The sequence below is a fragment of the Streptomyces sp. NPDC090106 genome, from assembly GCF_044747265.1.
GTDB lineage: Bacteria > Actinomycetota > Actinomycetes > Streptomycetales > Streptomycetaceae > Streptomyces.
Window position 1 is genome coordinate 538,470 of the sequence record NZ_JBIVDS010000005.1, and the last position, 26,113, is coordinate 564,582.

At 72.4% G+C, this 26,113-nt stretch carries 26 protein-coding genes; 22 read left to right on the top strand and 4 right to left on the bottom strand.

Annotated features, from left to right (window positions below):
- Positions 1-38 precede the first annotated feature (38 nt).
- The 4 genes from ACIPSE_RS19470 (at position 39) to dapD (ending at position 3,137) form a co-directional block, all read left to right on the top strand.
- Complete coding sequence (locus ACIPSE_RS19470; RefSeq protein ID WP_401664225.1) at positions 39-1,064, top strand: sulfotransferase family protein; 1,026 nt, start codon at positions 39-41, stop codon at positions 1,062-1,064.
- 91 nt (positions 1,065-1,155) lie between these two features.
- On the top strand, positions 1,156-1,476 hold the full coding sequence (locus ACIPSE_RS19475; protein WP_401664228.1) for a DMT family transporter: 321 nt from the start codon (positions 1,156-1,158) through the stop codon (positions 1,474-1,476).
- Entirely contained in the window at positions 1,476-2,093 is a 618-nt protein-coding gene (locus ACIPSE_RS19480; protein ID WP_401664231.1) for a TetR/AcrR family transcriptional regulator, read from the top strand. Before ACIPSE_RS19475 ends, ACIPSE_RS19480 begins: the two co-directional genes overlap by 1 nt.
- Positions 2,094-2,147: 54 nt before the next feature.
- A complete protein-coding gene (dapD, locus tag ACIPSE_RS19485) occupies positions 2,148-3,137 on the top strand; it encodes a 2,3,4,5-tetrahydropyridine-2,6-dicarboxylate N-succinyltransferase (RefSeq protein WP_401664234.1) in 990 nt (329 codons plus the stop codon).
- A gap of 60 nt (positions 3,138-3,197) precedes the next feature.
- Here dapD and ACIPSE_RS19490 read toward each other — a convergent pair whose 3' ends face one another.
- Positions 3,198-3,695, bottom strand: a complete 498-nt coding sequence (locus tag ACIPSE_RS19490) for a hypothetical protein (protein WP_401664237.1) — start codon at positions 3,693-3,695, stop codon at positions 3,198-3,200.
- 136 nt (positions 3,696-3,831) lie between these two features.
- Here ACIPSE_RS19490 and ACIPSE_RS19495 point away from each other — a divergent pair, with 136 nt between their 5' ends.
- Entirely contained in the window at positions 3,832-4,380 is a 549-nt protein-coding gene (locus ACIPSE_RS19495) for a SigE family RNA polymerase sigma factor (RefSeq protein ID WP_401664239.1), read from the top strand.
- Positions 4,377-5,588, top strand: a complete 1,212-nt coding sequence (locus ACIPSE_RS19500) for a WD40 repeat domain-containing protein (RefSeq protein WP_401664241.1) — start codon at positions 4,377-4,379, stop codon at positions 5,586-5,588. Before ACIPSE_RS19495 ends, ACIPSE_RS19500 begins: the two co-directional genes overlap by 4 nt.
- Here ACIPSE_RS19500 and dapA read toward each other — a convergent pair whose 3' ends face one another.
- Positions 5,589-6,512 (bottom strand): 4-hydroxy-tetrahydrodipicolinate synthase, encoded by a 924-nt coding sequence (gene dapA / locus ACIPSE_RS19505; RefSeq protein WP_401664244.1) that lies wholly within the window; start codon positions 6,510-6,512, stop codon positions 5,589-5,591.
- A gap of 164 nt (positions 6,513-6,676) precedes the next feature.
- Between dapA and ACIPSE_RS19510 the strand changes: the two genes are divergently transcribed.
- The 5 genes from ACIPSE_RS19510 (at position 6,677) to ACIPSE_RS19530 (ending at position 9,798) form a co-directional block, all read left to right on the top strand.
- Entirely contained in the window at positions 6,677-6,832 is a 156-nt protein-coding gene (locus ACIPSE_RS19510; RefSeq protein ID WP_401664247.1) for a hypothetical protein, read from the top strand.
- Positions 6,829-7,509, top strand: coding sequence for a hypothetical protein (locus ACIPSE_RS19515; RefSeq protein ID WP_401664250.1), 681 nt, complete (start codon positions 6,829-6,831; stop codon positions 7,507-7,509). The genes ACIPSE_RS19510 and ACIPSE_RS19515 overlap by 4 nt, the downstream gene beginning before the upstream one ends.
- 99 nt (positions 7,510-7,608) lie before the next feature.
- Entirely contained in the window at positions 7,609-8,316 is a 708-nt protein-coding gene (locus ACIPSE_RS19520) for an antibiotic biosynthesis monooxygenase (RefSeq protein WP_401664252.1), read from the top strand.
- An 84-nt stretch (positions 8,317-8,400) separates the two neighbouring features.
- The gene (locus ACIPSE_RS19525) at positions 8,401-9,045 is read left to right on the top strand and encodes an ArsR/SmtB family transcription factor (RefSeq protein WP_401664255.1); all 645 of its coding nucleotides are present in this window, start codon (positions 8,401-8,403) and stop codon (positions 9,043-9,045) included.
- A gap of 3 nt (positions 9,046-9,048) precedes the next feature.
- Positions 9,049-9,798: an SRPBCC domain-containing protein gene (locus ACIPSE_RS19530; RefSeq protein ID WP_401664258.1), complete on the top strand. Its 750-nt coding sequence runs from the start codon at positions 9,049-9,051 to the stop codon at positions 9,796-9,798.
- A 24-nt stretch (positions 9,799-9,822) separates the two neighbouring features.
- On the opposite strand, the gene ACIPSE_RS19535 is transcribed toward ACIPSE_RS19530, so the two are convergent.
- Positions 9,823-11,652 carry an endonuclease/exonuclease/phosphatase family protein gene (locus tag ACIPSE_RS19535; protein WP_401664260.1) on the bottom strand — a complete coding sequence of 610 codons (1,830 nt, stop codon included), beginning with the start codon at positions 11,650-11,652 and terminating at the stop codon, positions 9,823-9,825.
- A gap of 376 nt (positions 11,653-12,028) precedes the next feature.
- On the opposite strand from ACIPSE_RS19535, the gene ACIPSE_RS19540 reads away from it, so the two are divergent.
- From ACIPSE_RS19540 to ACIPSE_RS19590, 11 genes are all read left to right on the top strand, one after another.
- Positions 12,029-13,459 (top strand): hypothetical protein, encoded by a 1,431-nt coding sequence (locus ACIPSE_RS19540; protein ID WP_401664263.1) that lies wholly within the window; start codon positions 12,029-12,031, stop codon positions 13,457-13,459.
- 269 nt (positions 13,460-13,728) lie between these two features.
- Entirely contained in the window at positions 13,729-15,168 is a 1,440-nt protein-coding gene (locus ACIPSE_RS19545; RefSeq protein WP_401664266.1) for an alkaline phosphatase PhoX, read from the top strand.
- Between the two features lie 497 nt (positions 15,169-15,665).
- Positions 15,666-17,246, top strand: coding sequence for a TROVE domain-containing protein (locus tag ACIPSE_RS19550; RefSeq protein ID WP_401664269.1), 1,581 nt, complete (start codon positions 15,666-15,668; stop codon positions 17,244-17,246).
- A 98-nt stretch (positions 17,247-17,344) separates the two neighbouring features.
- On the top strand, positions 17,345-17,995 hold the full coding sequence (locus ACIPSE_RS19555) for a GntR family transcriptional regulator (RefSeq protein ID WP_401664272.1): 651 nt from the start codon (positions 17,345-17,347) through the stop codon (positions 17,993-17,995).
- Positions 17,996-18,013: 18 nt separating this feature from the next.
- A complete protein-coding gene (locus ACIPSE_RS19560; protein WP_401664275.1) occupies positions 18,014-19,030 on the top strand; it encodes a 1-aminocyclopropane-1-carboxylate deaminase in 1,017 nt (338 codons plus the stop codon).
- A 29-nt stretch (positions 19,031-19,059) separates the two neighbouring features.
- A complete protein-coding gene (locus ACIPSE_RS19565; RefSeq protein WP_401664278.1) occupies positions 19,060-20,103 on the top strand; it encodes a LacI family DNA-binding transcriptional regulator in 1,044 nt (347 codons plus the stop codon).
- A gap of 266 nt (positions 20,104-20,369) precedes the next feature.
- Positions 20,370-21,671: an ABC transporter substrate-binding protein gene (locus ACIPSE_RS19570; protein WP_401664281.1), complete on the top strand. Its 1,302-nt coding sequence runs from the start codon at positions 20,370-20,372 to the stop codon at positions 21,669-21,671.
- A gap of 1 nt (position 21,672) precedes the next feature.
- Entirely contained in the window at positions 21,673-22,692 is a 1,020-nt protein-coding gene (locus tag ACIPSE_RS19575) for a carbohydrate ABC transporter permease (protein ID WP_401664282.1), read from the top strand.
- Positions 22,682-23,551, top strand: a complete 870-nt coding sequence (locus ACIPSE_RS19580) for a carbohydrate ABC transporter permease (protein WP_401664284.1) — start codon at positions 22,682-22,684, stop codon at positions 23,549-23,551. Before ACIPSE_RS19575 ends, ACIPSE_RS19580 begins: the two co-directional genes overlap by 11 nt.
- An 87-nt stretch (positions 23,552-23,638) precedes the next feature.
- A complete protein-coding gene (locus ACIPSE_RS19585; protein WP_401664286.1) occupies positions 23,639-24,373 on the top strand; it encodes a VanZ family protein in 735 nt (244 codons plus the stop codon).
- Positions 24,374-24,397: 24 nt separating this feature from the next.
- Positions 24,398-24,667 carry a hypothetical protein gene (locus ACIPSE_RS19590; protein ID WP_401664288.1) on the top strand — a complete coding sequence of 90 codons (270 nt, stop codon included), beginning with the start codon at positions 24,398-24,400 and terminating at the stop codon, positions 24,665-24,667.
- A gap of 206 nt (positions 24,668-24,873) precedes the next feature.
- Here the strand turns inward: ACIPSE_RS19590 and ACIPSE_RS19595 are convergent, their stop codons facing one another.
- Positions 24,874-26,064 (bottom strand): TerD family protein, encoded by a 1,191-nt coding sequence (locus ACIPSE_RS19595; protein ID WP_401664458.1) that lies wholly within the window; start codon positions 26,062-26,064, stop codon positions 24,874-24,876.
- Positions 26,065-26,113 lie beyond the last annotated feature (49 nt).

Sequence of the window (26,113 nt, forward strand, 5' to 3'; positions counted from 1 at the left end):
CCAGCCCTGGCCCATGCCGTCCGGGCAGCGTGGCGCACGTGTCCACCTTCGCTGCGCCCGCACCCTCCGAACGCCCGGTCTTCGTGCTCGGCTGTCCCCGCTCCGGAACCACGTTGTTGCAGCTCATGCTGCATGCGCACCCCCGGATCGCGCTGCCTCCCGAGACCCGCTTCGTCCTGCCCGCCTACGCGGGCCGGCGCGGTTTCGGCGATCTGCGGGACGCCGCCAACCGGGCCGGGCTCGCCCGCTGGATCACCGGCCGCGAGGAGTCCCGCTTCCATGAGCTGGGCCTGGACGCGGACGCCGTCGCCCGGCGGATCGAGGGCGCCCCGCCCACCCTGGGCTCGGCCCTCGGCGTCCCCCTGCGCGCGTACGCGGAACGGCACGGCAAGGTCCGCTGGGGCGACAAGCGGCCCGCCTACGCCCTGCACGTCGAGGAGGTGCTGCGGCTCTTCCCCGACGCCCAGTTCGTGCACCTCGTGCGCGACGGCCGGGACTGCGTCGCCTCGCTGCTCGGCATGCCCTGGTGGCACCGCGGCTTCCACGAGGCCGTGGCGACCTGGGCGCAGGTCATGGACGTCACCCGGCGGTACGCCGCGCGGCTCGGCCCCGACAGCTGGCACGAGCTGCGCTTCGAGGACCTCGTGGCCGACCCGGAACCCCCACTGCGCTCCCTGTGCGGCTACTTGGGCGAGGAGTACGCGCCCGAGATGACCGAGCCCCGGGCGGTCGCCCGGGAGGCCGTACCGGCCCGCAAGACCTGGCACCGGCGCACCCACGGCGCCCTGGACGCCTCCCGCGCGGGCAGCTGGGAGCACAGGCTGACGCCGGATCAGATCCGGCTCTGCGAGGCCGTGCTGGGGCAGCGGCTGGTGCGCAACGGGTACGCGCTGAGCGGCGCCGTCCGGCCCGATCCGGCCGAACTGCTGCGCTATCACCGGGTCTCGGCGCTGCGCCGCGCCGCCCACGCCAAGCGGCGGACACTCGACCGCCTGGCGCGGGTGCGGGAGCCGGGCCCCGTCTCGGCGGCCCGGCCCTTCACCGGAGTTCGGCTCGGGGGGTGATGCGGGCGGCGCGTCCCGCCCCTGTCGTCCGCGCGCGCCGCGGTCAGGCTGTCCGGGTCCTGTGGGAACACTGTTATGTACCCTCGTACACATGGGGTATGTGATGCTCGCCGGAGCGATCGCGGCAGAGGTGGCCGCGACCACCGCGATGAAGTACAGCGAGGGCTTCAGCCGGCTCCTGCCGTCGCTGCTGACGGTCCTCGGCTATGTCGTGTCCTTCGCGCTGCTCGCGCAGACGCTGAAGACCGTCTCGGTCGGCACGGCCTACGCGATCTGGGCCGGTGTCGGCACGGCGGTCATCGTCACCATCGGCATGGTCTTCCTCGGCGAGGGCATGACCGCCGTCAAGGCGTCCGGGATCGCGCTGATCATCCTCGGGGTCGTCGTCCTGAACCTGGGCGGCGCCCACTGATGGCCCGCCGCTACGACCCCGGGCGACGGCAGCGGATCATCGACGCGGCGATCCGGGTCGTCGGCGCGAAGGGCCTGTCCGGGCTCAGCCACCGCAGCGCCGCCGCCGAGGCCGACGTGCCGCTCGGCTCCACGACGTACCACTTCAGCACCCTCGACGAGCTGATGGTCGCCGCCCTGCGCCAGGCGAACGAGGGCTTCGCCAAGGTCGTCGCCGCCCGCGGCGGCCTGGAGGACCCGGCCGCCGACCTCGCCGGTGAACTCGCGGGCTGGATGGGCGAGTGGCTCGCCGGCGACCGCACCGGCGTCGAGCTGGAGTACGAGCTCTATCTCGCCGCGTTGCGCCGCCCCGCGCTGCGCCCCGTCGCCGCCGAGTGGGCCGAGGACCTCGCCGCGCTCCTCACCCCGCGCACCGATCCCGTCACCGCCCGGGCCCTGGTCGCCCTGATGGACGGGATCTGCCTCCAGGTCCTCCTCACGGACCGGCCCTACGACGAGGGGTACGCGCGGGACGTGCTCTCCCGGGTGATCCCCGACCGGGACGCGGGGGCCGGCGGGTGGGCCGGTGGACCGGCCGGCGGATCGGTCGGCGGACCGGCCGGGGAGCCCGACACCTGAGACGTCCGCGGCGCTGGTTGGCCTCCGCGCCCTCCGGCCGGTTAGGTTGCCCTCATGACCGACACGACTGCTCCGCGCACCACCGGCGCCGTGGCCACCGGCCTTGCCACGATCGCCGCCGACGGCACTGTTCTCGACACCTGGTTCCCCGCCCCCGAGCTCGTCGCCGAGCCCGGCCCGTCCGGTACCGAGCGGCTGTCCGCGGACAAAGCCGTGGAGCTGCTCGGCGAGGGCGCCGCGAAGGCGATCGGCCCGGACACGCGCCGGGGCGTCGAGGTCGTCGCGGTCCGCACGGTCATCTCCTCGCTCGACGAGAAGCCCCTCGACACGCACGACACCTACCTGCGGCTGCACCTGCTCTCGCACCGCCTGGTCAAGCCGCACGGCCAGAGCCTGGAGGGCATCTTCGGCCTCCTCGCCAACGTGGCCTGGACCTCGCTCGGCCCCGTCGCCGTCGACGACGTCGAGACGGTCCGGCTCAACGCCCGCGCCGAGGGCCTGCACCTCCAGGTGACCTCCGTCGACAAGTTCCCCCGGATGACGGACTACGTCGCCCCCAAGGGCGTCCGCATCGCCGACGCGGACCGCGTCCGCCTCGGTGCGCACCTCGCCGAGGGCACGACCGTCATGCACGAGGGCTTCGTCAACTTCAACGCCGGCACGCTCGGCACGTCCATGGTCGAGGGCCGTATCTCCGCCGGTGTCGTCGTCGGTGACGGCTCGGACATCGGCGGCGGCGCCTCCACCATGGGCACCCTGTCCGGCGGAGGCGCGGTCATCATCTCCATCGGCGAGCGCTGCCTGGTCGGCGCCGAGGCGGGCGTCGGTATCGCGCTGGGCGACGAGTGCGTCGTCGAGGCCGGCCTCTACGTCACCGCCGGGACCCGGGTCACCATGCCCGACGGACAGATCGTCAAGGCCCGCGAGCTCAACGGCGCGTCCAACATCCTGTTCCGCCGCAACTCGGTCACCGGCACGGTCGAGGCCCGGCCGAACAACGCGGTGTGGGGCGGACTGAACGAGGTCCTGCACAGCCACAACTGACCGCCGCTACAGCGTGGGGCGCCCTCCCGGGCACATCCGGGAGGGCGCTCGTGCGTCCGGTCACCCGTCCGCCGCGAACTCCTCCAGCGCGGTGAAGTCCGCCGCGCGCAGGCCCAGTCGGGGGTCGACGTGGTGCAGCAGCGCCCGCCCGCCGTGGTGCTCGGCGACGTACGACGCGTCGGCCGGGCCCAGTTCGTCGTCGACCCAGGCGAACGGGCGGCCCTCGGCGTACGCCACGAGCGTCTCCGTCTTCCAGTGCGTCCCGTCGGGCCGGCGGGCGAACAGCTGCTCCCCGAAGTCGACGTACGGCAGCTCGGGCAGGCCGACGACCGGGGCGATCCAGCGGTTGGCGGCGTCCCTCCACGTGGTCGCCCAGCACAGGTCGTAGGGAAGGGCCAGCAGGGCCGGGCCGTGGCTCGGGTTCAGCCAGACGCGCAGCGGGCGGCCCGGTCCCACGGCGGCCCGGATCGTCGTGTACCCCTCCGGGCGGCGCTCCGGCTGCGCCGCGTAGGGGTTCAGCGGGCCGTCGACGTCGAGGAACAGCAAGGGGCGGCTCACCCCGTCACCGTACGGGAGGACCGGGGGCCGCCACGGGAAATTCCTCCGGCGGCAGGCATAGCGGGGGGAAGGTGGAGGCGTCGGGTGGGGTGGAGGGGCTGGGCGCGGGGTCCGGACCGGGGGAGGGAAGGTGGCGATGGACGCCGAAGCGCAGGACAGGTTCCGGGAGTTCGTGGAGCACCGGTCGTCCGCGCTGCTGAGGACGGCCGTGCTGCTCAGCGGCGGCGACCGGCACGCGGCCGAGGACCTGTTGCAGAACGCGCTGATCAAAGCGGCCGGACGCTGGCACCGGATCGACGAACCGGAGCCCTACGTACGGCAGATCCTCTACCGGCAGCAGATCGGCCGCTGGCGCCTGAAGTGGCCCCGGCGTGAACTCACCGTCGCCGAGCCGCCGGAGAGACGCGGGGACGGCGACGCCTCCTCCGCCGCGGAGCTGCGCCTGGTGATCCGCGGCGCGCTCGCGCGGCTCACCGCCCGGCAGCGCGCCGTCCTCGTGCTGCGCTACTTCGAGGACCTCCCGGAGGCGGACGTGGCCCGGATCATGGGCTGTTCCGTCGGGACCGTCCGCTCCACCACCCACCGCTCGCTCGCCCGGCTGCGCGCGCTCGCACCCGAACTCGCCGCACTGGACGGCCACAGCCGCCCGGCCCGTGACTACACACCCGCGGAGGTACGTCCGTGAACGTCGAGGATTTCGTCCGCGGCTCCCTGAAGGACCTGGCCGTCGAACAGGCCGCGCCCGCGCCGGGCTTCGCCGACCGGGTGCTGGCCGTGCGGCGGCGCCGCCGCACCCGCAGGCTCGCGGCCGTCGCGATGGCCGCCGCGGCTGTCGTCGCCGTCTCCGTGGCGGTGCCGCGGCTGGAGCGGGACGGCCGGGACGACGTACGCCCCAGTGGGGTGACGGGTCATCAGGAGCAGTCGCCGCCACGGGACATGATCGCCGTCGGGCGGACCGTGCTCGCCGCCTACTACACGGCGAGGACGGTGCCCGTGGGCAAGGACCGGGGCGTCTTCGAGCGGACCTACCGGCTGCTGAATCCCGGCACCGGCAGATACGAGAAGGACGACCGCTGGTCGTTCGTCGCCGTCGCACCCGGCGCGCGCACCGCCGCCGTCCTCGAACGGACCCTGCCCGCCCACCGGATCGGGCTGCTCGACCTCACGACGGGGGAGGTCGAGCGGTGGATCCCGGTCGAACAGGGGGTGGGCGGTCTCGCCTGGTCCGGCGACGGGAAGCGGCTCGTGGCGACCACCTACGACGACCACCCCGACCTGCGCACCAGGAGCCTGGACGAGGAGGGCGAACCGGGGGGCTGGATGGCGGACCGGGCCACCAGCCGGACCGGGTTCCGGCTCGTGGACCTGCCCGGCGGCAACGGCGCGTGGTGGAAGGTCACGTCCGGCCGCGAGGTCATGAGCCGCGCCGACTTCGCCTTCACCCGCGGCGACACCGGTCTGTACGCGCGCGTCGTCGGCGGCAAGGACGGGATGGAGAAGTTCTACGACCTCTCCGGCGCCGAGACCCCCGCTCCCGCGAACGAGAGCCACCTGCGCTGGGACGTCCCCGCCCGGCTCTCCCCGAACGGGCGACTCGCCGCCTGGGGGCTGAGCAAGGAGGTCGACGGCGACCCCGGCAGGTCGTACTCCTCGATCCGGGACCCGCTGACCGGTGAGGAGATCACCAAGGCGCGCGGCGGCACGCTTGTCGCCTGGGCGGACGACCGGCGGCTCATCGCCTGGCACCGCACCACCGGCCTGGACGGCGGATACAAGGACCGGCTCGTGCTCGTCACCATCGGCGTCGACGCGGTCGTCCCCCTGAGCGGGGAGCGCGACCCGGACGAGGACGTCGACCGCCAGGCCTGGGAACCCCTCTTCGTCGACCGTTGATCAGGCGTCGGCCCCCGTCAACTCCCGGTACGCCGCCAGCAGTCCGTCGGCCGTCTCCCGGCCGGCGGGCAGCAGGGGGGCGCGGACCGGGCCCGCGGGCAGGCCGAGCCGGGTGAGCAGGGCCTTGGTCGTGACGGTGCCCGGGAGTCCGGCGGACATCGTCAACTCGATCAGCCCGGTGGCGCGTTGCTGGAGGCGGGCCGCCTCGGCGGTGTTCCCGGCGTCGAACGCGTCCAGGACGGAGCGGAGATGGGCGGGGACCGCGTTGGCGACCGTGCTGATGTAGCCCGCGCCGCCCACCGCGTACAGGGCCAGGTTGTGTTCGTCGCAGCCCGCGTAGTACGCCAGCCCGGTGCGGGAGATGACCTTCTGGGCGGCGAGGAAGTCGTAGGAGCAGTCCTTGACGGCGACGACCCGCGGATGGCCCGCCAGGCGCAGCAGGGTGTCGGGCTCGATCCGGGTGCCGGTGCGGCCCGGGATGTCGTACAGGGCGATCGGCAGGCCGCAGGAGTCCGCGATCTGCCGGAAGTGCGCTTCGAGCGCGTCCTGCGGGGGCCTGCTGTAGTACGGGCTGACCAGCAGCACCCCGTCCGCGCCCGCCTTCTCGGCCGCCAGGGCGAGTTCGACGGTGTGCCGGGTGTCGAAGGTGCCGACGCCGGTGAGGATCGACGCCCCCGTCCCCACCGCCTCCCGGACGGCCCGGACCAGGTCCGTCTTCTCGGCGTCCGACGTCGTCGGTGACTCGCCCGTCGTACCGGACAGCACCAGCCCGTCGCACCCCTCGGCCACGAGCCGTTCCGCGAGCCGCTGCGCGCCGTCCAGGTCGAGGGCGCCGGAGTCCGTGAACGGCGTGATCATGGCGCACAGGGCGCGCCCGAAGGGCGGAGCCGGAGCCGTGGCGGGGGAGGGAGGGGAGTACGTCATGAAGGTAGTCTCGACACGCCGATCGTGAAGCTCCACTTAATTCTTCTACAAGGTACGGGTAAGTGTTGCTGAGAGGTGGGTGCGCAGAGGCCCTATGTCCAGAACGGGCATCCGTGGGTCACCATGGCGAGGACGGTCATCGGCCCCAGGTCATGGGAGGCGTCATGAAGCTCGGCAAGGTACTCGCCACCGGAGTCGCGGAGGAACGGCCGCGGACCGACGAACCGGAGACCGGCATCGCCGAGGTCACCGAAATCCCCGGCACGGTCGCGGAGTCCGAGGCGGTGCGGGCCCCCGAAGAGGTCCCGGCCGCCCGGTGAGGCCGCGGCTTCCGGAGGAACACCCGACGGAGCCGCCGACCGGATACAAGATCGCCCACCCGATGCTGTCCCAGGACGGCACCCGGGCCGGGTTCACCGGTGTGTCGCTCGGCGGCGCGCTGCCCTACGGAGTCCTGGCCGACGCGTCCTGCGTCTACGGCCTGCGGCACCGGGCGCCGCACCGCCGCTGCGACTGCGGCTTCCACTGCGTCCACGACCGCGCGACGGCCGAGGCGATGCTGTGCACCGCCGAGCATCGCACCGCCGTCCTGCTCGACGTGCTCGTCCTCGGCCGCTACCTCCGCTTCGAACTCGGCTTCCGCTACGCCCGTCAGCGCGTCCGCACCGCCACCGTCGGCCCCTGTGCCTGCGGCGCCGTCGCCACCGCCCTCGCCGACGCCCACTGGGGCAGGCCCGGCCGGCTCGCCCTCGCCCCCGCCTGCGCGGGGTGCGTGGGCGGCCGTACGTCCGTCTCGCTCCCGTCCTTCGCGCGGCTCGCGGGGGAGGGGCTGCGGGTGGTCGCGGCCGGCGGGGGCGCCGCGCCCGGCCCGGAGGACGGCCTGGGCGTGCCCGAACTCGCCGCCGAGGCGGCTCTGTTGCAGGCGCGGCTCGACTGGTTCCAGACCCAGCTCGCGCGCCTCGGTGAGCGGGGCGGGGACGCGGGTCCGCGGGGGTGACCGCCGGACCGTCCCCGTCGCGGCCCGCTTGACCTCAAGCCCGCTTGAGGGCGGAGGGTCGTCGTCGTGACACGGCGACCGGCGACCTGTGGAGGCGGCATGACGACCCGACGCACCGACGAGCACCCCGATCCGGCCGATCCCCGCGTGGGTGCACCCCTGTTCAGCACCTGGCGGGTCGGGACGCCCGAGCGGCAGCGGCTCGCCGTCGCGGCGATCGCGCGGGCGTGGGAGCGGCGGGCGTGGCCGGCCCGAGGGCTGCTGTCGTACCACGTGTACGCCGGGGAGGACGGCACCACGCTGCTGCACCACTCGCGGTGGACGGACGAGGCGGCGTTCGAGGGGTACCGCACGACGCACCGGGACGAGCGCGTCGAGGAGATCGACTCGGCCGTACCCGGCATCGAAAGCGTCCGGCTCGACCGCTTCCGCCACTACCGGAGTGCCGCCCGCGAGGACGACCCCCGGGTGCCCGGGTGCGTCGTGATCGTCGACGTCGAGTTCGACGGACCCGACCCGGAGCGCCAACGGGCCTGGGTGGACGCCGTGTTCGAGGCGCTCGACAGCGACCCGCAGCCGCCTCCCGGCGGGATCGGCGCCCACTTCCACCTGAACACCGACGGGACCCGCGTCCTCAACTACGCCGAGTGGGAGAGCGCCCGCGCGCACCGCGAGGCCCTCGCCGCACCCGGCGACGGGATCGGCTCGGCCACCGCCCCGTGGGAGCGGGTGCGGAACTGGCCGGGCGTGCGGAGCGGCACGGTCCGCCGGTACGAGCACGTCCTCGGGCTGATCCCCGCCACCTGAGGCCGCCTCCCCCGCTTCCCTCGGACTCAGACCGACAACATTCTTCGCCTGGACAAAAAAAGTTTTCGGTGAGACGGTGGACCCATGCTGGACGTCACCGTCATCGAGGACCCCGAGGCCGCCGCGGTCTCCCTGGACCCCATAAGGGCCCGGCTGCTCGCCGAGCTGGCGGCCGGGCCCGCCTCGGCCGCGATGCTGGCCACGAAGGTCGGGCTGCCCCGGCAGAAGGTGAACTACCACCTCAAGGCGCTGGAGCGGCACGGCCTCGTCGAGCTGGCGGGGGAGCGGCGCAAGGGGAACGTCACCGAGCGGCTGATGCGGGCCACGGCCGCGTCGTACGTGATCTCGCCGCTCGCGCTCGCCGCCGTGCAGCCCGACCCGGACCGGTTCCGGGACCAGCTCTCCGCGCGCTGGCTGCTCGCGCTCGGCGCCCGCCTGGTGCGGGACGTCGGCGCGCTCATCACCGGCGCCACCAAGGCGCGCAAGCGGCTCGCGACGTACGCCCTGGACGGCGAGGTGCGGTTCGCCTCGGCCGCCGAACGGGCCGCGTTCATCGAGGAGTTGACGGCAGGCGTCAGCGCGCTGGTGCGGAAGTACGACGCCCCCGGCGCGGCGGGCGGCCGGGACCACCGGATCGTCGTCGCCGTCCATCCCACGCTCAAGCAGCAGGACGAGGCGGAGCGACACGCCCCGCAGCAAGGCCCATCGCAGCAGAACGAGGTGGAGTAGATCATGACCGCAGGCAAAGAGTTCGAGATCGTCCGGGAGTTCGAGGTCGACGCCTCGCCCCAGGAGGTGTGGGAGGCGGTCACCGCCGGGACCGGTGGCTATCTGTGGCCCATGGAGCCGCCCGAGCCCCGCGTCGGCGGGAAGGGCCCCTTCGGGTCGACCGTCACCGCGTGGGAGCCGCCCCACCGGTACACCAACCGGGTCGAGAACGTCGAGGAGATCTCCGAGCAGAGCGCCAACCAGCTCGACTACACCATCGAGCCGCGCGACGACGGCAAGCGGGCCTGGGTGCGGTACGTGCACAGCGGGATCTTCGTCGACGACTGGGACAACCAGTACGACGGCGCCGCGAAGCACACCGACTTCTATCTGCACACCCTGCGCGAGTACCTGGTCCACTTCGCGCCCCGTCCCGTCGCCTTCGCGACCTTCGACGGGCCCGAGGCGTCCAAGGCGCCCGACGCGCTCGAAGCCGTCGCGCGGGCCCTCGGGCTGGGGGAGGGCGTCGGCGCCGGGACGAAGGTGACGGTCCAGGGGCCGGACGCGTTCGAGGCCGTCGTCGACTTCCGTGACCCGTACTTCATCGGGCTGCGCACCGACCGGAGCCTGACCCGGATCTTCGGGCGCAACCACTGGGGCCACCCGGTCGGCGTCTCCCTGCACGACTTCGCCCCGGGCGCCGACGCGGAGATCGGCGCGTGCGAGGCCGCCTGGCAGGGCTGGCTGGACCGTACGTTCGCCCGGCCCCGCTGAGCCGGAGCCGGGGCCGGGCGGTCGTCACGGCTTGAAGCGCAGCACCTGCGGGTCGTGGTCGCTGATCTGGTCGTGGAACTCCGCGTTGATGTGCACGCTGTCGTAGTCGAGGTCGCAGCCGCGCCGGATGTCCGGGGAGACCAGGATCTGGTCCAGGACCTGCGCGTTGCCCTGGTAAACGTACGAGTAACGCTCGCTCTTCGGCAGGGACTTGATCGCCGACCACAGAGCGCCGTCCGACTCCAGGATCTCGGCGGTGCCGGAGAACTCGAAGTCGTTGATGTCGCCGAGGGCGACGACGTCCGCGTTCTTCTGGGCGGCGAGGACGTCCTTGACGAACGCGTTCACCAGCGTCGCCTGCTGATGGCGCTGGGTCTCCGAGCCGCGGGCCGGGGGCTGGTACTGCGAGGTCAGACCCTGGTCGCCGCCCTTGGAGTTGAAGTGGTTGGCGATCACGAAGACGGTCTTGCCGCGGAAGACGAACTCGCCGACCAGCGGCTTGCGGCTGGACGCCCAGGCCGTGTCCGTCGGGTCGATGCGGCCCGGGGAGACGGTCAGGGCCGCCTTTCCCCGCACCTTCGTCACGCCGACGGCCGTCGTGGCGTCACCGCCCGCGCGGTCGGTGAAGGAGACCCGCTCCGGGTTGAAGAGGAACACCTGACGGATGTTGCCGCCCGGCTCACCGCCGTCGCTGTCGTTCGCCGGGTCGATCGAGCGCCAGTCGTACGCCGGGCCGCCCGCGGCGGCGATCGCGTCGATCAGCTTCCGCACCGTCACCCCGGCCGAGACCGTGCCGTCGTCCGACGCGCCGTTGTCGTCCTGGATCTCCTCCAGGGACACGATGTCGGGCGACTTGAGGTGGTTCACGATCGCGGCGGCGTGCTCCTCGAACGTGGCGTCCGACGGGTCCAGGTTCTCCACGTTGTACGTCGCGACGGCCAGCTCGCCCCGCTGCTGCGCGCGGGTCGTCTCCCGCTCGGTGCCGCCGTCCTGGAGCGCGCCGATCGTGTGGGCGACCAGGGTGTAACCGCCGTACTGGTTGTAGTCCAGGGGGCCGGCGGTGGTGCCCGCCAGGACGTCGCCGACATCGGCCACCGGGAAGGCGGACGCTGCGCCGAGCGACTGGATCTGGAGCCGGCCGGTGTTCTGCGACGCGTAGGAGCCGTAGACCGTGCCGCCGCGGCGGGAGGTGTTCTCCCGCGGCTTCACCGTGACCCACAGCTCGGTGTACGGGTCGCTGGCGCCGACCACGCGCGCGTCCGCGACCTGGACGTTCATGCCCTCCAGGGACTCGTAGAAGTCCAGGGCGTAGCGGGTGGGCAGCAGCGTCAGGGCGCCCACCGAACCGCCCGCGGCGCTGTCCCCGGCCGGGGCGTAGGCGGCCGGGACCGACCGGGCGTCCACGACCGTGGCGGCCGGGACGGCGTTGCCGCTGGAGACGACCGTCGTGACCGGCTTGGAGATCTGGGTGACCGACTGGTTGCCCGAGGTGCTGCCGCCGGGCACGTACTCCGTGACCGTGCCGGAGACCGTCACCAGGTCACCGGCGGCGACACCCTTGGGGGTGGAGCCGGTGAAGACGAACACGCCCTCACTGGTGGCCGGATCCGCGTCCGCGTCCGGGTCCTGGATCCAGAACCCCCGCGACGAACCGTACGTACGGATGCCGGTGACGACACCGGACACGTCCGTGACCTGCTGACCCGCGTACGGGGAGGTCCGGGTCGTGCCCTGGATGTCATGGATGCGCACGGAGTCCGCGTGCGCGGGGGACGTCAGGACCACCGTGGACGCGACGGAGCACACGGCGGCGACGGTGAGCGCGGCGAGACGCGCGGAAGACTTGCTCGGCAACGGAATCCCTCCGGGGACATACGTGGTGCGCCGGGACGAGGGTGAAACTGCGAGGAGACGAGACGGAGCTGCGAGGAGACGTTGACGGAGCCGCGACGAACGGCGGGAGCCGTCACCGGTGGGACGGTGTGACGCGCGTAGAAACCTGGCACGGACCGGCTCCCCGCACTCGGTGAACACATGTCCAGCAGGTTTCTACGCGCGTAATCTCCTGCGTGATCAGGTCAGTTGTCAAGGATTCGGCCATGTACGAGGGGCGGCGGGCAGATGAACCGGGCGGCATGGGTGGAAATCCGTCTAGGCTGAGCGGCTGAGCGGTACGACACGCCCTCCCGAGTCGCCCGCCACCCGGATCGCCCCCTAGGAGAAGCCGCCGATGTCAGACAGCTCCCCCCTGCCGCCCGTGCGGCTGCACCCCGAAGCGGAGCTGGCGCGGGACGCGCTGTCCACGCCGTTGCTGTCCCGGGCCGCCCGGCTCGCCCGCTGGGCCGGGCCCGCGACCCGGGTGGACGCCGGCGGCGGACTCGTCGAGGCACAGCTCCCGGCCGCCGCCGCGGCACTGGACCTGACCGGGGACGACGCCGCCGCCCACGCGAGCGAGGCCTGGCGGACCGCCGTCGACACCGGGCTCGTCGAGATCACCGACGACGAGGAGGGCACCGTCACCGCGGGCGAGGACCTCGCCGTGCTCACCGGCGGCGGCTCGCCGGGCGAGGTGCTCGGCGTGTGGCTGACCGCCCTGGAGAGCGTCCTCGCCGACGCCGCCGTCCCCGACCTGGACGACCTCGTCGACGCCATGGACGAAGGCGGCGAGATCGACTTCTCCTCCCTGGACTGGGACCCCGAGGCCGAGGCACAGTTCCTCGACGGCGTCCTCGGCAACCTCTACCTCCTCACCGCCACCGAGGACGGCCCCGGCGAGGCACCCGTACCGCTGCCCGCGCTCGCCGCCTCGATGATCGTGCCCAGCGACATGGGCGAACCCACCAACGACGTCCTTGAACAGGTGTCCGACGCGATGATGCGCCTGGACGACCAGTTCCGCCTCCTCGAACCCGTCGGCCTCGTCGAGTACCAGCCCGTCGACGAGGCCCTCATGGCCGACGCCGACGAGGAACCCGCCGCCCCCGTCGACGACACCGACGTCTCCCGCTACGGCATGGTCCGGCTCACCCCGCTCGGCCGGTACGGGCTGCGGGCCCGGCTCCTGGAGGCCGGCTTCGAGGCGCCCGCCGTCGGAGACCTCGCCGACAAGGGCGCCGACGCCCTCCTCGACGGCACCGCCGGTTTCCCGCCCGGCGCCGCGCAGGCCGAGACCGAGCAGTGGCTCACCCGCCGCGAACCCCTCCCCGCCGCACGCGAGTTGCTCGCAGCCAGCCGCGGAGCCGACGAGGGCGCCCCGCTGCGCCGTCTGCGCTGCCAGCAGGCCCTGTCCCTCCTGGGCCCCGAGGCCGAACCCGCCCTGCGGGACGTCCTCGACGACGCCGAACTCGGGGGACTGGCCCGCGTCTGGCTCGCCGAACACGGCGCCGGCGACGTACCGCCGCCCTCCGAGACGATGATCTTCTGGCTCACCGTCGACACCCTCGCCGCCCAGCTCGCCGCCGAGGGCAACTCCGAGGAGCTCCGCGGACTCGTCGAGGGGCTCGCCCAGCAGCACAGCGGGTTCTTCGCCGCCGCCTGGCGCGTCGACCACCCCGCCACCGCCGACGTGCTCGAAGCCATGGGCCGCCTCCACCCCGACAAGAAGATCGCCAAGGAGGCCCGCAAGGCCGCGTTCAAGGCCCGCTCGCAGCAGGGCGGCTGAGCGACGGGCGGGCCACCGTGTCCGGCCTTTCCGGCTCGTGGTGCCCACCTGGCTCGTGGTGCCCACCTGGCTCGTGGTGCCCACACGGCTCGTGGTGCCCACCCGGCTCGTGGTGCCCTTGCGGTTCCCGTGAGTGCCGCCGTACGGATTCACGGAAGCGAGTCCGCCGACGTCGCCCCGAGTTCAACTCCTGTTCAGACGTGGGCGGGACGGTGGCGCCGATCGAGGTCGCCACCCTCCACGGCCACACACACCGCTCAGGAGACCGCATGTCGCTCACCCGCAGGGACTTCGCCAGAAACTCCGCGATCACCGGCGCCGGCGTCGCGCTGGCGGGCACCGTCGGCGCCCTCGCCACCGCGCCCAACGCCCTCGCGTCCACGGAGACCGAGAGCGAGGCGGCCGGTCACGGCGGCGGCGTCGGCTACGGACCGCTGCTGCCCGACCCCGACGGCATCCTCGCGCTCCCGGCCGGGTTCACGTACCGCGTCATCACCTACAGCGGCAGGACGACGCTGGAGTCGGGGGAGACCACCCCCTCCAACCACGACGGCACCGCCGCCTTCGAGGGGCCCCGCGGCACCACCCTCCTCGTCAACAACCACGAGCTGAAGGGCCCCCGCGCCAACTGGAAGTACCCCGTCCCCCTCACCGAGGGCCTCGTCTACGACCCCGCCGCCTCCGGCGGTTGCACCGTCGTCGAGGTCCGCCCGGGCGGCCAGGTCGCCGAATGGGTCGGCATCGCCGGTACCTCCACCAACTGCGCGGGTGGCAGCACCCCTTGGGGCACCTGGCTGACCTGCGAGGAGAACTCCGACAAGGCCGGCACCAACGGCATGACCAAGGACCACGGCTACGTCTTCGAGGTCGACCCGATCGACCGCCGGGCCAACCGCGGCCCCAAGCCCTTGAAGTTCCTCGGCCGTTACGACCACGAAGCCGTCGTCATCGACCCCAAGCGCGGCCACGCCTACCTCACCGAGGACGCGTCCTCGCCCAACGGACTCCTGTTCCGCTGGACCCCGCCGCACGGCTTCCACCACGGCCGCGGCAGGTTCCGCACCCTCGCCGACGACGCCGGCGTCCTCGAAGCCTTCAAGTGCTTCGACTCCGGCGGCCAGTTCGTCGACGACCTCTCCCGCGCCACGAGGACCGGCACCGTCTACGGCGTCGACTGGGTCGAGGTCCCCGACCGCGACGCCCGGACCGTCGCCGTGCGCAAGCAGTTCACCGACGGCCAGGTCACCCGCGCCCGCAAGCTCGAAGGCATGTGGTGGGGCGACGGCGGCACCTACATCGTGTCCTCCTACGCCCGCGACGAGAGCCCCGTCCAGCACGACGGCCAGGTCTGGTTCTACGACCCCAAGCGTCGCACCCTCACCCTCAAGGTCCTCCTCGGCGTCAACCCCGACCCCTCCCAGGACGGCGCCTTCGACGGCCCCGACAACATCACCGTCTCCCCCTACGGCGGCCTCGTCATCGCCGAGGACGGCGAAGGCGTCCAGCACCTCTTCGGCGCCACCGACAGCGGCCGGACCTACCCGATCGCCCGCAACGACCTCAACATAGGCACCGAGGACGAGCCCGAATACAGCGAGTTCACCGGGGTCACCTTCTCCTGCGACGGCAAGACCCTCTACGCCAACATCCAGACCCCCGGCATCATGCTCGCCGTCACGGGGCCGTGGAAACGGCAGAAGCGCGGCTGAATTTAATAGCTGGCCCGTCCCGCGGCCCGCCTCCTAAAGTGAAGAACGTCCAGGTGCGAAGGCAGGACCTACTTCCACTCATAATGGGGCGGTCGCGGGTTCGAGTCCCGCCACCGGTACCACGCGCCGGTGTAGCTCAGGGGCAGAGCACCTACGTCGGTTCCGCCGGCCTCGATCTCTGGACACCACAACTTCATCGCACCTCCCGGTGCGCGGGCTGCGGCTACTTCTTCTCTCAAAAGAATCCCACGCCGCCGCCGACCTGATCTCGGGAGGCGCGACCCACGGTGGGTGCCCGGTGCGCAGGCAACGGTTACTTCAGGGAACTGGTCCGCAGAAATGCGGATGCGGGTTCGAATCCCGTCATCGGCTCAGCGCCGGTGTGGCGGAACGGAAGACGCGCCAGTTGATAAGTCCGTCGCCGACCCCGGATCTCGGGCACCCTCCGTCTGTCGCGCCTTTCTCCGGAACACCACTGAATTCGGGGGGAATTCACCATGGCGCGATTCAACACGCGTGCCGCGAGAGCACGTCCCACGTCCCGCGTGACCTCCACCGGCCGCGTCCTGCGCACCTACGAGGGCGGCCGGGGCAGCGAGCGCGACGCGCGCTCCGAGCTCTTCCTGCTCGCGATCGCCGACTTCGTCTCCCAGCAGACCTATTACGAGCCCGGCGACACCCGCGACGACCGCTACGCCGGTCTCGTCCGCGAACTCGCCGTCACCGACCCCGTCTGGACCGCCGGCCTGCTCGGCTGGCTGCGCGGCGAGGGCAACCTGCGCACCGCGGCCCTCGTCGGCGCCGCCGAGTACGTGAAGGCACGCCTCGACGCGGGCGCCACCGACGGCCCCGCCAACCGGCAGGTCGTCGCCTCCGTGCTCCAGCGCCCGGACGAGCCCGGCGAGATGCTCGGCTACTGGACCGCCACGTACGGCCGCAACGTGCCCAAGCCCGTCAAGCGCGGTGTCGCCGACGCCGTACGGCGCCTCTACAGCGGCAGGTCCCTGCTGAAGTACGACACCGCCTCCAAGGGGTACCGCTTCGGCGACATCCTCAACCTGGTGCACGCGGCGCCGGACCCCGCCAAGGCAGGGCAGGGCGAGCTGTTCCAGTACGCGCTCGACCGCCGGCACAACCCGGACACGGCCGTGCCGCCCGCGTCGAACCGTCTGCTCACCGCCCACCGGGCGCTGATGGCACTGCCCGTCGAGGAGCGGCGCGCGGTCGTCACCTCCGAGGGCGGCGCCGAGCGGCTCGCCGAGGCGGGCATGACCTGGGAGGCCCTCGCGGGCTGGCTCCAGGGGCCGCTGGACAAGGCGGCCTGGGAGGCCGTCATCCCCTCCATGGGGGCGATGGCACTGACCCGAAACCTGCGCAATCTCGACGAGGCCGGAGTCGGCGACGACGTCGCCGCGCTGGTCGCGGCACGGATCAGCGACCCCGCCGAGGTCGCGCGGTCGCGGCAGTTCCCCTTCCGCTACCTGGCCGCGTACCGGCACGCGCCGTCGCTGCGCTGGGCGTACCCGCTGGAACAGGCGCTCGGTCACTCGCTGGCCAACGTGCCCGCGCTGCCCGGCCGTTCGCTGATCCTCGTCGACCGCTCCGGCTCGATGTGGGCGCGGCTGTCCGACCGCTCCCAGCTCAACCGGGCCGACGCGGCGGCGATCTTCGGCACGGCGCTGGCGCTGCGCGCGGAGCGGGCCGACCTCGTGCAGTTCGGCTCCAGCAGTTCCCCGGTGACGCACGGCCGGGGCGAGTCGGTGCTGAAGATCCTCGACCGCTTCGGCGACCTGGGCGGCACCGACACCACCGAGGCGGTCCGCCGCCACTACCGGGGACACGACCGTGTGCTGATCGTCACCGACGAGCAGTACACCCACAGCCGCCACGGCGGGCCGACCGAGCAGGTCCCCGCCGAGGTGCCCGTCTACACGTGGAACCTCGCCGGGTACCGGGCGGGCCACGGCCCGTCGGGCACGGCGAACCGGCACACGTTCGGCGGCCTCTCGGACGCGGCGTTCCGGATGGTGCCTCTGCTGGAGAACGCCCGGGACGCGGACTGGCCCTGGACGGCCTAGTCGGAGGTGAGGCGCGGCCCGCACTTCGGGGGAGTGCGGGCCGTTGTCGTGTCTGGGGTCTTGTCTGCGGTCACATGTGACATCTAACATTTCAGTTCATGCAGTCACCCCTCACCCGCCTCCCCCGCTCCCTCCTCCGCGACCGGGCCTACGAGTCGATCCGGGACGCCATCGTCATCGGGCAGCTCGCGCCCGGGGAGGTCGTCCGGGACGCCGATCTGGCGGAGCGGCTGGGGCTGTCGCGGGCACCGGTGCGGGAGGCGTTCTCGCGGCTGGTGGACGAGGGGCTGCTGGAGAGCAAGCCGCAGAGCTACACCCGGGTGACGCCGCTGCTCATGGCCGATGTGCGGGACGCGGCGGCGGTCGTGTGCGCCATGCACGAACTGGTCACCCGGATCGCCGTGCCCCGGCTGGACGCGGGGGACGTGGGCGAGATGCGCGCGGCCAACGAGCGCTTCACCGATGCCGTCGGGGACGGCGACGTCGACGCCGCGCTGGAGGCCGACGACGAACTGCACCACATCCTCGTCGTGGTCAGCGGCAACCGGGCCGCCGCCGCGACCGCGGCCCGCTACACCCCCCTCATCCGCAGGCTGGAACGCCGCCGCTTCTCCCAGGGCGGCCACTGCCTCTCGGCCGGGCTGCACGAGCAGCTCATCGACGCCTGCGCGGCCGGTGACGTGGACGAAGCGGTCCGGGTCACCACGGAGATCTGGCGAGGGCTGGCCGAACTCGCCGACCACGACTGAACCCCTTCGGAGGTCCCCATGTCGCTTTCTTCCTACGAGCGTTACCCGCTCCTCTTCGGTCCCTCGCCCGTGCACCCGCTGGAGCGGCTCACCGCGCACCTCGGCGGGGCGTCGCTGTGGGCCAAGCGCGAGGACTGCAACTCCGGTGTCGCGTACGGCGGGAACAAGACCCGCAAGCTGGAGTACCTGGTGGCCGAGGCCCTCGCGCAGGGCTGCGACACCCTCGTCTCCATCGGTGGCGTCCAGTCCAACCACACCCGCCAGGTCGCGGCCGTCGCCGCCCGCGCCGGACTCAAGTGCGTGCTGGTCCAGGAGAGTTGGGTGGACTGGCCGGACGCCGTGTACGACAAGGTCGGCAACATCCTGATCAGCCGCCTCGCCGGAGCCGACGTACGCCTGGTCAAGGCGGGGTTCGGCATCGGCTTCAAGGAGAGCTGGGAGCAGGCGCTGCGGGACGTCGTGGAGTCGGGCGGCAAGCCCTACGCGATTCCCGCCGGCGCCTCCGACCATCCGCTCGGCGGGCTCGGCTTCGCCGGATGGGCGTACGAAGTCGCGGCGCAGGAGGAGGAGTCGGGGGTCTTCTTCGACACCGTCGTCGTCTGTTCGGTGACCGGGTCCACCCAGGCCGGGATGATCGCCGGGTTCGCCGCGCTGGAGGAGGCGGGCGGCCGTCCGCGCCGGGTCCTCGGCATCGACGCCTCGGCCAAGCCCGCCGCCACCAAGGAGCAGATCGCCCGCATCGCCCACCACACCGGCCGGCTCATCGGGGTGAGGCGCGAGCTGACCGAGGCCGACGTCGAACTCGACGAGCGCTACCACGCCGGGATCTACGGCATCCCCGACGAGACCACCCTCGCCGCCATGCGCCTCGCCGCCCGCACGGAGGGCATGGTCACCGACCCCGTCTACGAGGGCAAGTCCATGGCCGGGATGATCGACCTGGTCGAGCGCGGGGAGATCCCGCGCGACGCGACCGTGCTCTACGCCCACCTCGGCGGCCAGCCGGCGCTGAACGGGTACAGCGCGCTGTTCTAGCAGGTCCCGCGGCCGGATACAGTGCACGCGTGCGGGCGGACAATCAGCAGCGTAAGCCGGGAGCCGGGCGGTCCGAGGGGACCCGGCGGCGGACGACGATCCATGACGTCGCGCAGCTCGCCGGGGTCTCCCGGCAGACGGTGTCGCGTGCCGTGAACGACAAGGGCGAGATCGACCCGGCGACCAAGGAACGGGTCCTGGAGGCCGTCCGGACGCTGAACTACCGGCCGAGCCGGTTCGCCCGGGGCATGGTCAGCAAGGGCGGGGTGACCACCGGTCTGGTCATCCCGGACCTGCGCAACCCGTTCTTCCCCGAGGTGGCCGCCGGGGTCCTGGAGGCCGCCGAGCAGCGCGGCTGGCAGGTCGTGGTGTGGGACTCCCGCGCCGACGAGGACCGTGAGCGCGAGGCCCTCGACGTGCTCTCGCACCAGGCGGACGCGGTCGTCGGCTACTTCAAGAACGACGACGCCGTGCTCGCCCGGCTCCTGGGCGGCGTCCCGCTCGTGCTGCTGGAGCGCGGTCCCCAGCAGACCCGTTTCGGCGCCGTCGGCATCGATGTGGCCGCCGGTCTCCGGCAGGGGATGGCGCACCTCGTGGACGCCGGGCACCGCCGGATCGGCCTGCTCGACGGCGACGGCCTCTCCGGTCCCGGACCGCGCCGCACGGCGTTCCTGCGCGAGGCGCGACGGCACGGGCTGCCCGTGGACGAGAGCTGGATCGTGCTCTGCTCCGAGCACAGTGTGGCGGGCGGCGAGGCCGGTGCGGCCCGGCTGCTGGCCGGACAGCCCGGGATCACCGCGGTCGTCGGCTTCAACGACCTGATCGCCGTCGGCGCGATGCGGGCCGCCCGCAGCGCGGGGCGCCGGGTGCCGGACGACCTGGCCGTCCTCGGCTTCGACGGGCTCGCGCTGGGCGAGCTGGTGGAGCCCGCGCTGACCACCCTGCACATCGACAAACGGCGCCTCGGCATGCTGGCCGTCGAGCAGGTCGCCCGGCTGCGGGCCGGCGAGGAACCGCTCGGCGGCGCGGACGCCTGGGTGATCCCGGAACTGGTGGTACGGGCCTCGGCCTGATCGCCGTACGCCCGCCCGGCCGGTCCCTCGCCCTCCGCCCGCCAGATCCATCCCTTTTCTCGCGACTTCGTACGCTCTGCGCTGCCGATTTCGTGCGGCCTTCTGACCGTCGTACATCCCGCTGAACGCAGATAACGGGCGCAGATGCCTTGACTCACCTTTTCGGCCACCTCGATACTCGACGGCAACGTTCACGTGAACGTTCACGGGTCACTGCGAGACAACGTTGTCCCCTGTTGCCGTCCCCGAAAGCGAGCGCGCCGCCCATGCCAAATCCACCCCTGTCCCGCAGGCGCCTGCTGGGCGCCTCCCTCGGTGGCGCGGGTGCCGCGCTGCTGGGGCTGTCGGGCTGCGGAAGCACCGACGGCTCGGTCTCCGCGGGCACCGACCACCTCAGCATCTGGTACTGGAACGGGGCGCTCAGCGACAAGCTGCTGGCCACCGCCGCACGCGGGGTGCCCGGGGTGCCGGGGCTGAAGGTGAAGGGGTCGCCGATCGCCGGCGACTACAAGTCGCGGATCCGCACCAGCCTGGCGGCCCGCGCGTACGTGCCCGACCTCGCGGCGGCCAACTCGGACGTGTCGGTGTTCTTCCCCGACGAGCAGGAGTTCCTGGACCTGAGGGAACTCGGCGCGAGCACGGTCGAGGACCAGTACCTGGACTGGAAGTGGAAGAGCGGCATCAGCCCCACCGGCCGCATGATCGGCTTCCCGCTCGACGCCGGCCCCACCGCCCTCTACTACCGCCGTGACCTGTTCGAGAAGGCCGGACTGCCCACCGAGCCGGAGGACGTCGCCGAGGCCACCTCGACCTGGGAGAAGTACCTGGAGGTCGGCAAGCAGCTCAAGGCCAAGGCGCCCACGCACCCGTACCTGATCTCGCAGATCAGCTACGTCTTCCGGATGGCGCTCTACCAGAGCCCGAAGCAGTTCGTCGACGTCGACAACCGGTTCATCGGCGACCAGGCCCATGTGAAGCGTGCCTGGGACCTGGCGGTCGAGACGTACCGGCAGGGCCTGAGCGCCCGGGTCCTGGACGCCACGCCGGACTACAACTCGGCGGTGAGCGGCGGCCGGGTCGCCACCATGACCACCGCCGTCTGGTACCTCGCGGGCCTCAAGCAGGTCGCGCCGAAGACGTCGGGCGCCTGGCGGCTGACCTCCCTGCCGGACGGACCCACCAACTACGGCGGCTCGTACGTCACGATCACCCGCTACTGCCGTGACCCGGAAGGGGCGTTCGCCTTCCTGAAGTGGCTGCTCGGCCCGGACAACCAGCTCAAGGCCTACCGGGAGATGGCGCTGTTCCCCACCACCCCGTCCGTCTACTCCCGCCCCGCCATGCGGGAACCGGACCCCTTCTTCGGCGGCCAGGCACCGGTCGACGTCTTCGGCCCGGCGGCCGAGAAGGCGCCGGTCATCTACTTCAGCCCGTACGAGAACACGGCCAACACCCCTGTCTTCCAGGAGCTGACCAACGTGGAGACGCTCGGCAAGAACCCCGACAAGGCCTGGCGGGACGCGATGAACGCGGCCGAGTCGGCGCTCTCCCAGTGGGGGGTGAGCTGACATGGCGACCGTCACGGGCACGTCCAAGGCGCCGGCGGCGCGCGGCGGCGAACGCGAGGGGAGCGGGCGGCGCGCCCCGGGTGGCCGCCTGCGCCGCCACCTCCCGCCCTACCTCGCCATCTCGCCGTACTACATCCTCTTCGCGGTGTTCGGCGCCTTCCCGGTGTTCTTCTCGCTCTACCTGTCCTTCCAGGACTGGGACGGCATCGGGAGCATGCGGTACGTCGGGCTCCAGCAGTACAAGTGGCTGCTGGACGACCCGGTGTTCTGGCACTCGATCCTCAACACCTTCCAGATCTGGTTCATGTCGACCGTGCCGATGCTGTTCCTGGCGCTGGTCATCGCGTTCCTGCTCAACTCGCAGGTGCGGCACGCGACCGCCTACCGGGTGGCGTACTTCGTCCCCAACATCACCTCGATGGTGGCCATGACCATCGTCTTCGGGTCGGTGTTCGCGCAGGCGGGGCTCGCCAACTCCCTCTTCAAGGCGGTGGGGCTGGGCGGCGTGGACTGGCTGACCTCGTCGCTGGGGATCAAGTCGGCGATCTCCCTCATGATCATCTGGCGGTGGGTCGGCTACAACGCGCTGATCTTCCTCGCCGGTCTCCAGGCCATCCCCACCGAGCTGTTCGAGGCGGCGAAGGTCGACGGCGCGAACAGCCGGCAGACCCTCTTCCGGGTCGTCGTCCCGCAGCTGCGGCCGGTGATCCTCTTCGCCGTCATCACGTCCACCATCAACGGCCTGCAGATCTTCACCGAGTCGCAGGTGCTGTTCTACTCCGACGACCCCGGCACCACCGGCGGACCGGGCCAGGAAGGCATGACCATCGTGCTCTATCTGTGGCAGAAGGCCTTCAACGACCACCAGTTCGGCTACGGCGCCGCGATCGGCTGGTCGCTGTTCGCCCTGATCGCGCTCTTCGCGATCGTCAACTGGCGCCTGGTGTCCGGGAACGAGCGGGACGGCAGCCGCTCCCGCATCTCCCTGCTGCGCAAGGGGGGTTCGCGCGATGGCCGCTGAACGCGCCACCTCCGACGCCGGACTGGTCATCGGCTCCGGCAGCCGCCTGTCCCGGGCCGGCGTACGGCTGACGCTGCTGTTCGGCGTCGTCCTGTCCCTGTTCCCCTTCTACTGGCTGGTGGTGATGGCGTCCGGGACGACGCAGGACATCTTCGCCTACCCGCCGAAGCTGATCCCCGGCCCGCATCTCCTGGACAACATGCGGTCGGTGATCGACCGGATCGATTTCTTCGGCTCGCTCCTCAACACCGTCGTGGTGTCGGTGGCCGGGACCGTGCTGGTGCTGTTCTTCGACTCGCTGGCCGCCTTCGCCTTCGCCAAGTACGACTTCCCGGCCCGCAAGCTGCTCTTCGGCGTGCTCCTCGCGACGTACATGATCCCGGCGCAGCTCGCCCTGGTCCCGCAGTTCGTCACCATGGCGCACTTCGGCTGGGCCGGTTCGCTCAAGGCGCTGGTCATCCCGGGGGCCGCCAACGCGTTCGGCATCTTCTGGATGCGGCAGTACGCCAGCAACGCGCTGCCCGACGAACTCCTGGACGCCGGACGGATCGACGGCGCCGGCTTCTTCCGCCTGTACTGGCGGATCGCGCTGCCGCTGTTCCGGCCCGCGCTCGCGTTCCTCGGCATCTTCACCTTCATCCAGCTCTGGAACGACTACATCTGGCCGCTGGTCGTGATGATCGACCCGGACAAGGTCACGCTCCAGGTCGCCCTCGCCAACCTCAACGTCGCCTACAACACCGACTACGCGGTGGTGATGGCCGGGGCGTTGATGAGCGTGGTGCCGCTGATCGTCGTGTTCCTCATCGGGGCCCGGCACTTCCTGCGGGACCTGGCGGCGGGGGCCACGAAGATGTGACCGGGAGAGGCGGTGGGGCCGGGTGTATCGCGGGCGTATCGGAAAACGCATACGGCGAGGCGACGGCCCCTCGGCTGCAATGAGGGCATGACCCACGACCCCGCTCTGTCGGTCCCGCCCGCTCCCTCGGCGCCGCCTCCTCGCCGCGCGCGGGGGATCGTGCCGCTCGCCCTGGTGCTCGTCGCCCTGGCCGGCTTCCTGGTGGTGATGCGGCGACCGCTCCTGATGGCCGCCCCGGCGTGCACGGCCGGGCGGTGGCACGGCTGCCTCGACACGTTCAACGGGGTGGTGCTCGTCCTGGTGGCCGCCGTGCCGCCGGCCGTGCTCGTGGCGGGGGCCCTTGCCTGGCGCCGGCGCGCGGCCGGGGTCGCCGGGGCGTGGCGGCTGTCGGTCGCCGAGGTCGGCATGGTCTACGGGACCGTTCCCCTCGTGTGGCTCACCCTGATGCCGGGCGGCGCGGCCGGGACCGACGCGCCCGCCCGGGTCAGTCTCGTACCGCTGCGGGATCTCGTCACGATGGGCTGGCTCGGGATCCTCGGCAACCTCGTGATCTTCGCGGCGCTGGGGTTCTTCGCGCCCGTGCGGTTCGCCGCGATGGCGTCCGCGGGACGGGTCCTGGCGCTGGGCGCGGGGTGCTCGGTGCTGGTCGAGACGGCGCAGTACGCGCTGCGCCTCGACCGGGTCTCCTCGGTGGACGACGTGCTGGTCAACGCGGCCGGGGCCCTGCTCGCCGGGCTGCTGTCGCGGCCGTGGTGGCGGGTGGACGGAGCGCGCGGGGGGGCCCGGCGGAGCCGGGTGACGGGACCTGGCGGAGCCGGGTGACGCCGGGCGGGAGCGGCTGCCCGGGTGGGAACCGTCGCCCGGTGCCGGGCAGGGCCGGCCGCGGTCACGGTCGCCCGCCCGGGCCCGGTCGGGCACCCGGTCGCGGGCGGACTCCCGTTCCTCGTCGAACGCCCGGTCGCACCCGACGCCTGCGTGGCACGCGTGGCAGCGGGGCTGCCGCCGGCGCCGGACACCGCGACCTTCTCGGCGTGCATCGCCGATCTCGACGCCATCGACCCGGACATCGTGCGCGGCGAGGACGACAAGCCCGTGAGCCGCGGGCCGAACCAGTGAACCGGCTTCGAGACCGTGGTCCGCGCGACTCCGCCCGGGTTTCTGACGCGGGCGCGCCAGGGCGCCCTCCGGCGGTCGCCGCCCGCCGCCCGCCGACCGGCGCCCGCCAGCCGGTGGACGCCGTGCCGCGTGTGCGGGTCGGGCGCCCGGCGGGCGGAGGCCGGTCCTGGAGCGGTGAGTGGGTGGGGCCTCGGGCGGCCGGTCCTCTACAGCGCCTGGGCGGCCGGCTTCACCATGCCGCGCACGGTGCGGGACTTCACGAAGTCGCCCATCGCCGTCATCTCCCACTCGCCGGAGAACTGGCGGATCAGCTTGGCCATCATCACGCCCGTCTGGGGCTCGGCGCTGGTCAGGTCGAAGCGCACGAGTTCCTCGCCGGTGGAGGCGTCCAGGAGACGGCAGTAGGCCTTGGCGACCTCGGTGAACTTCTGGCCGGAGAAGGAGTTGACCGTGAAGACCAGGCCGCTGACCTCCTGGGGCAGCCTGCCGAGGTCGACGACGATGGTCTCGTCGTCGCCCCCGCCCTCGCCGGTGAGGTTGTCGCCGGAGTGCTTGATCGCGCCGTTGACGATGGAGAGCTTGCCGAAGTAGCAGCTGTCGATGTGGTTGCGCTGCGGGCCGTAGGCGATGACCGAGGCGTCGAGGTCGATGTCCTTGCCGCGGTACGCCGGTTCCCAGCCGAGGCCCATCTTGACCTGGGAGAGCAGGGGACGGCCGCCCTTGACGAGGGACACCGTCTGGTTCTTCTGGAGGCTGACCCGGCCCTTGTCGAGGTTGATCTTGCCCGTGGCGGGCGGCGCGGCCGGGGGCGGCGGGGCCTGGATCGTGGGCGGGGCCGCCGGCTGGGGCGGGGTCACCAGGGTCGGGGTCGGGGGCGCCGGGGCGGCCACGGGGGCCGGGGCCGGCTCCTCCACGGACACACCGAAGTCCGTCGCGATGCCGGCCAGGCCGTCGGCGTACCCCTGGCCCACCGCGCGGGCCTTCCACGCGCCGTTGCGCTGGTAGATCTCCACGACCACCAAGGCCGTCTCCGCGCCGAGCTGCGGGGGCGTGAACGTGGCGAGCGGGGTGTTGTCGTCCGCGTTGCGGATCGTTGCCGTCGGCTCGATGCCCTGGAAGGTCTGGCCCGCGGCGTCGGGGCTGGCGGTGACGACGATCTTCTCGATGCCCGGGGGGAGCGCCGCCGTGTCGACGACGATCGCGTCGGGGGACGTGCCGCCGCCCGAGCGGTACGTCACGCCGGGGCCGGCCGGCTGGTTGTAGAAGATGAAGTCGTCGTCGGAGCGCACCTTGCCGTCGGCGGTGAGCAGCAGGCCCGATACGTCGAGCCGCACGGGGGCGGTGACGTCCACCGTCACGCGCGGGGCGGAGAGCGGGATGTTCGAGCCGGGGGTCATAGCTGTCATGACCCGTGAACGATCCAGGCCGCTTTACCGTTCCCTTACC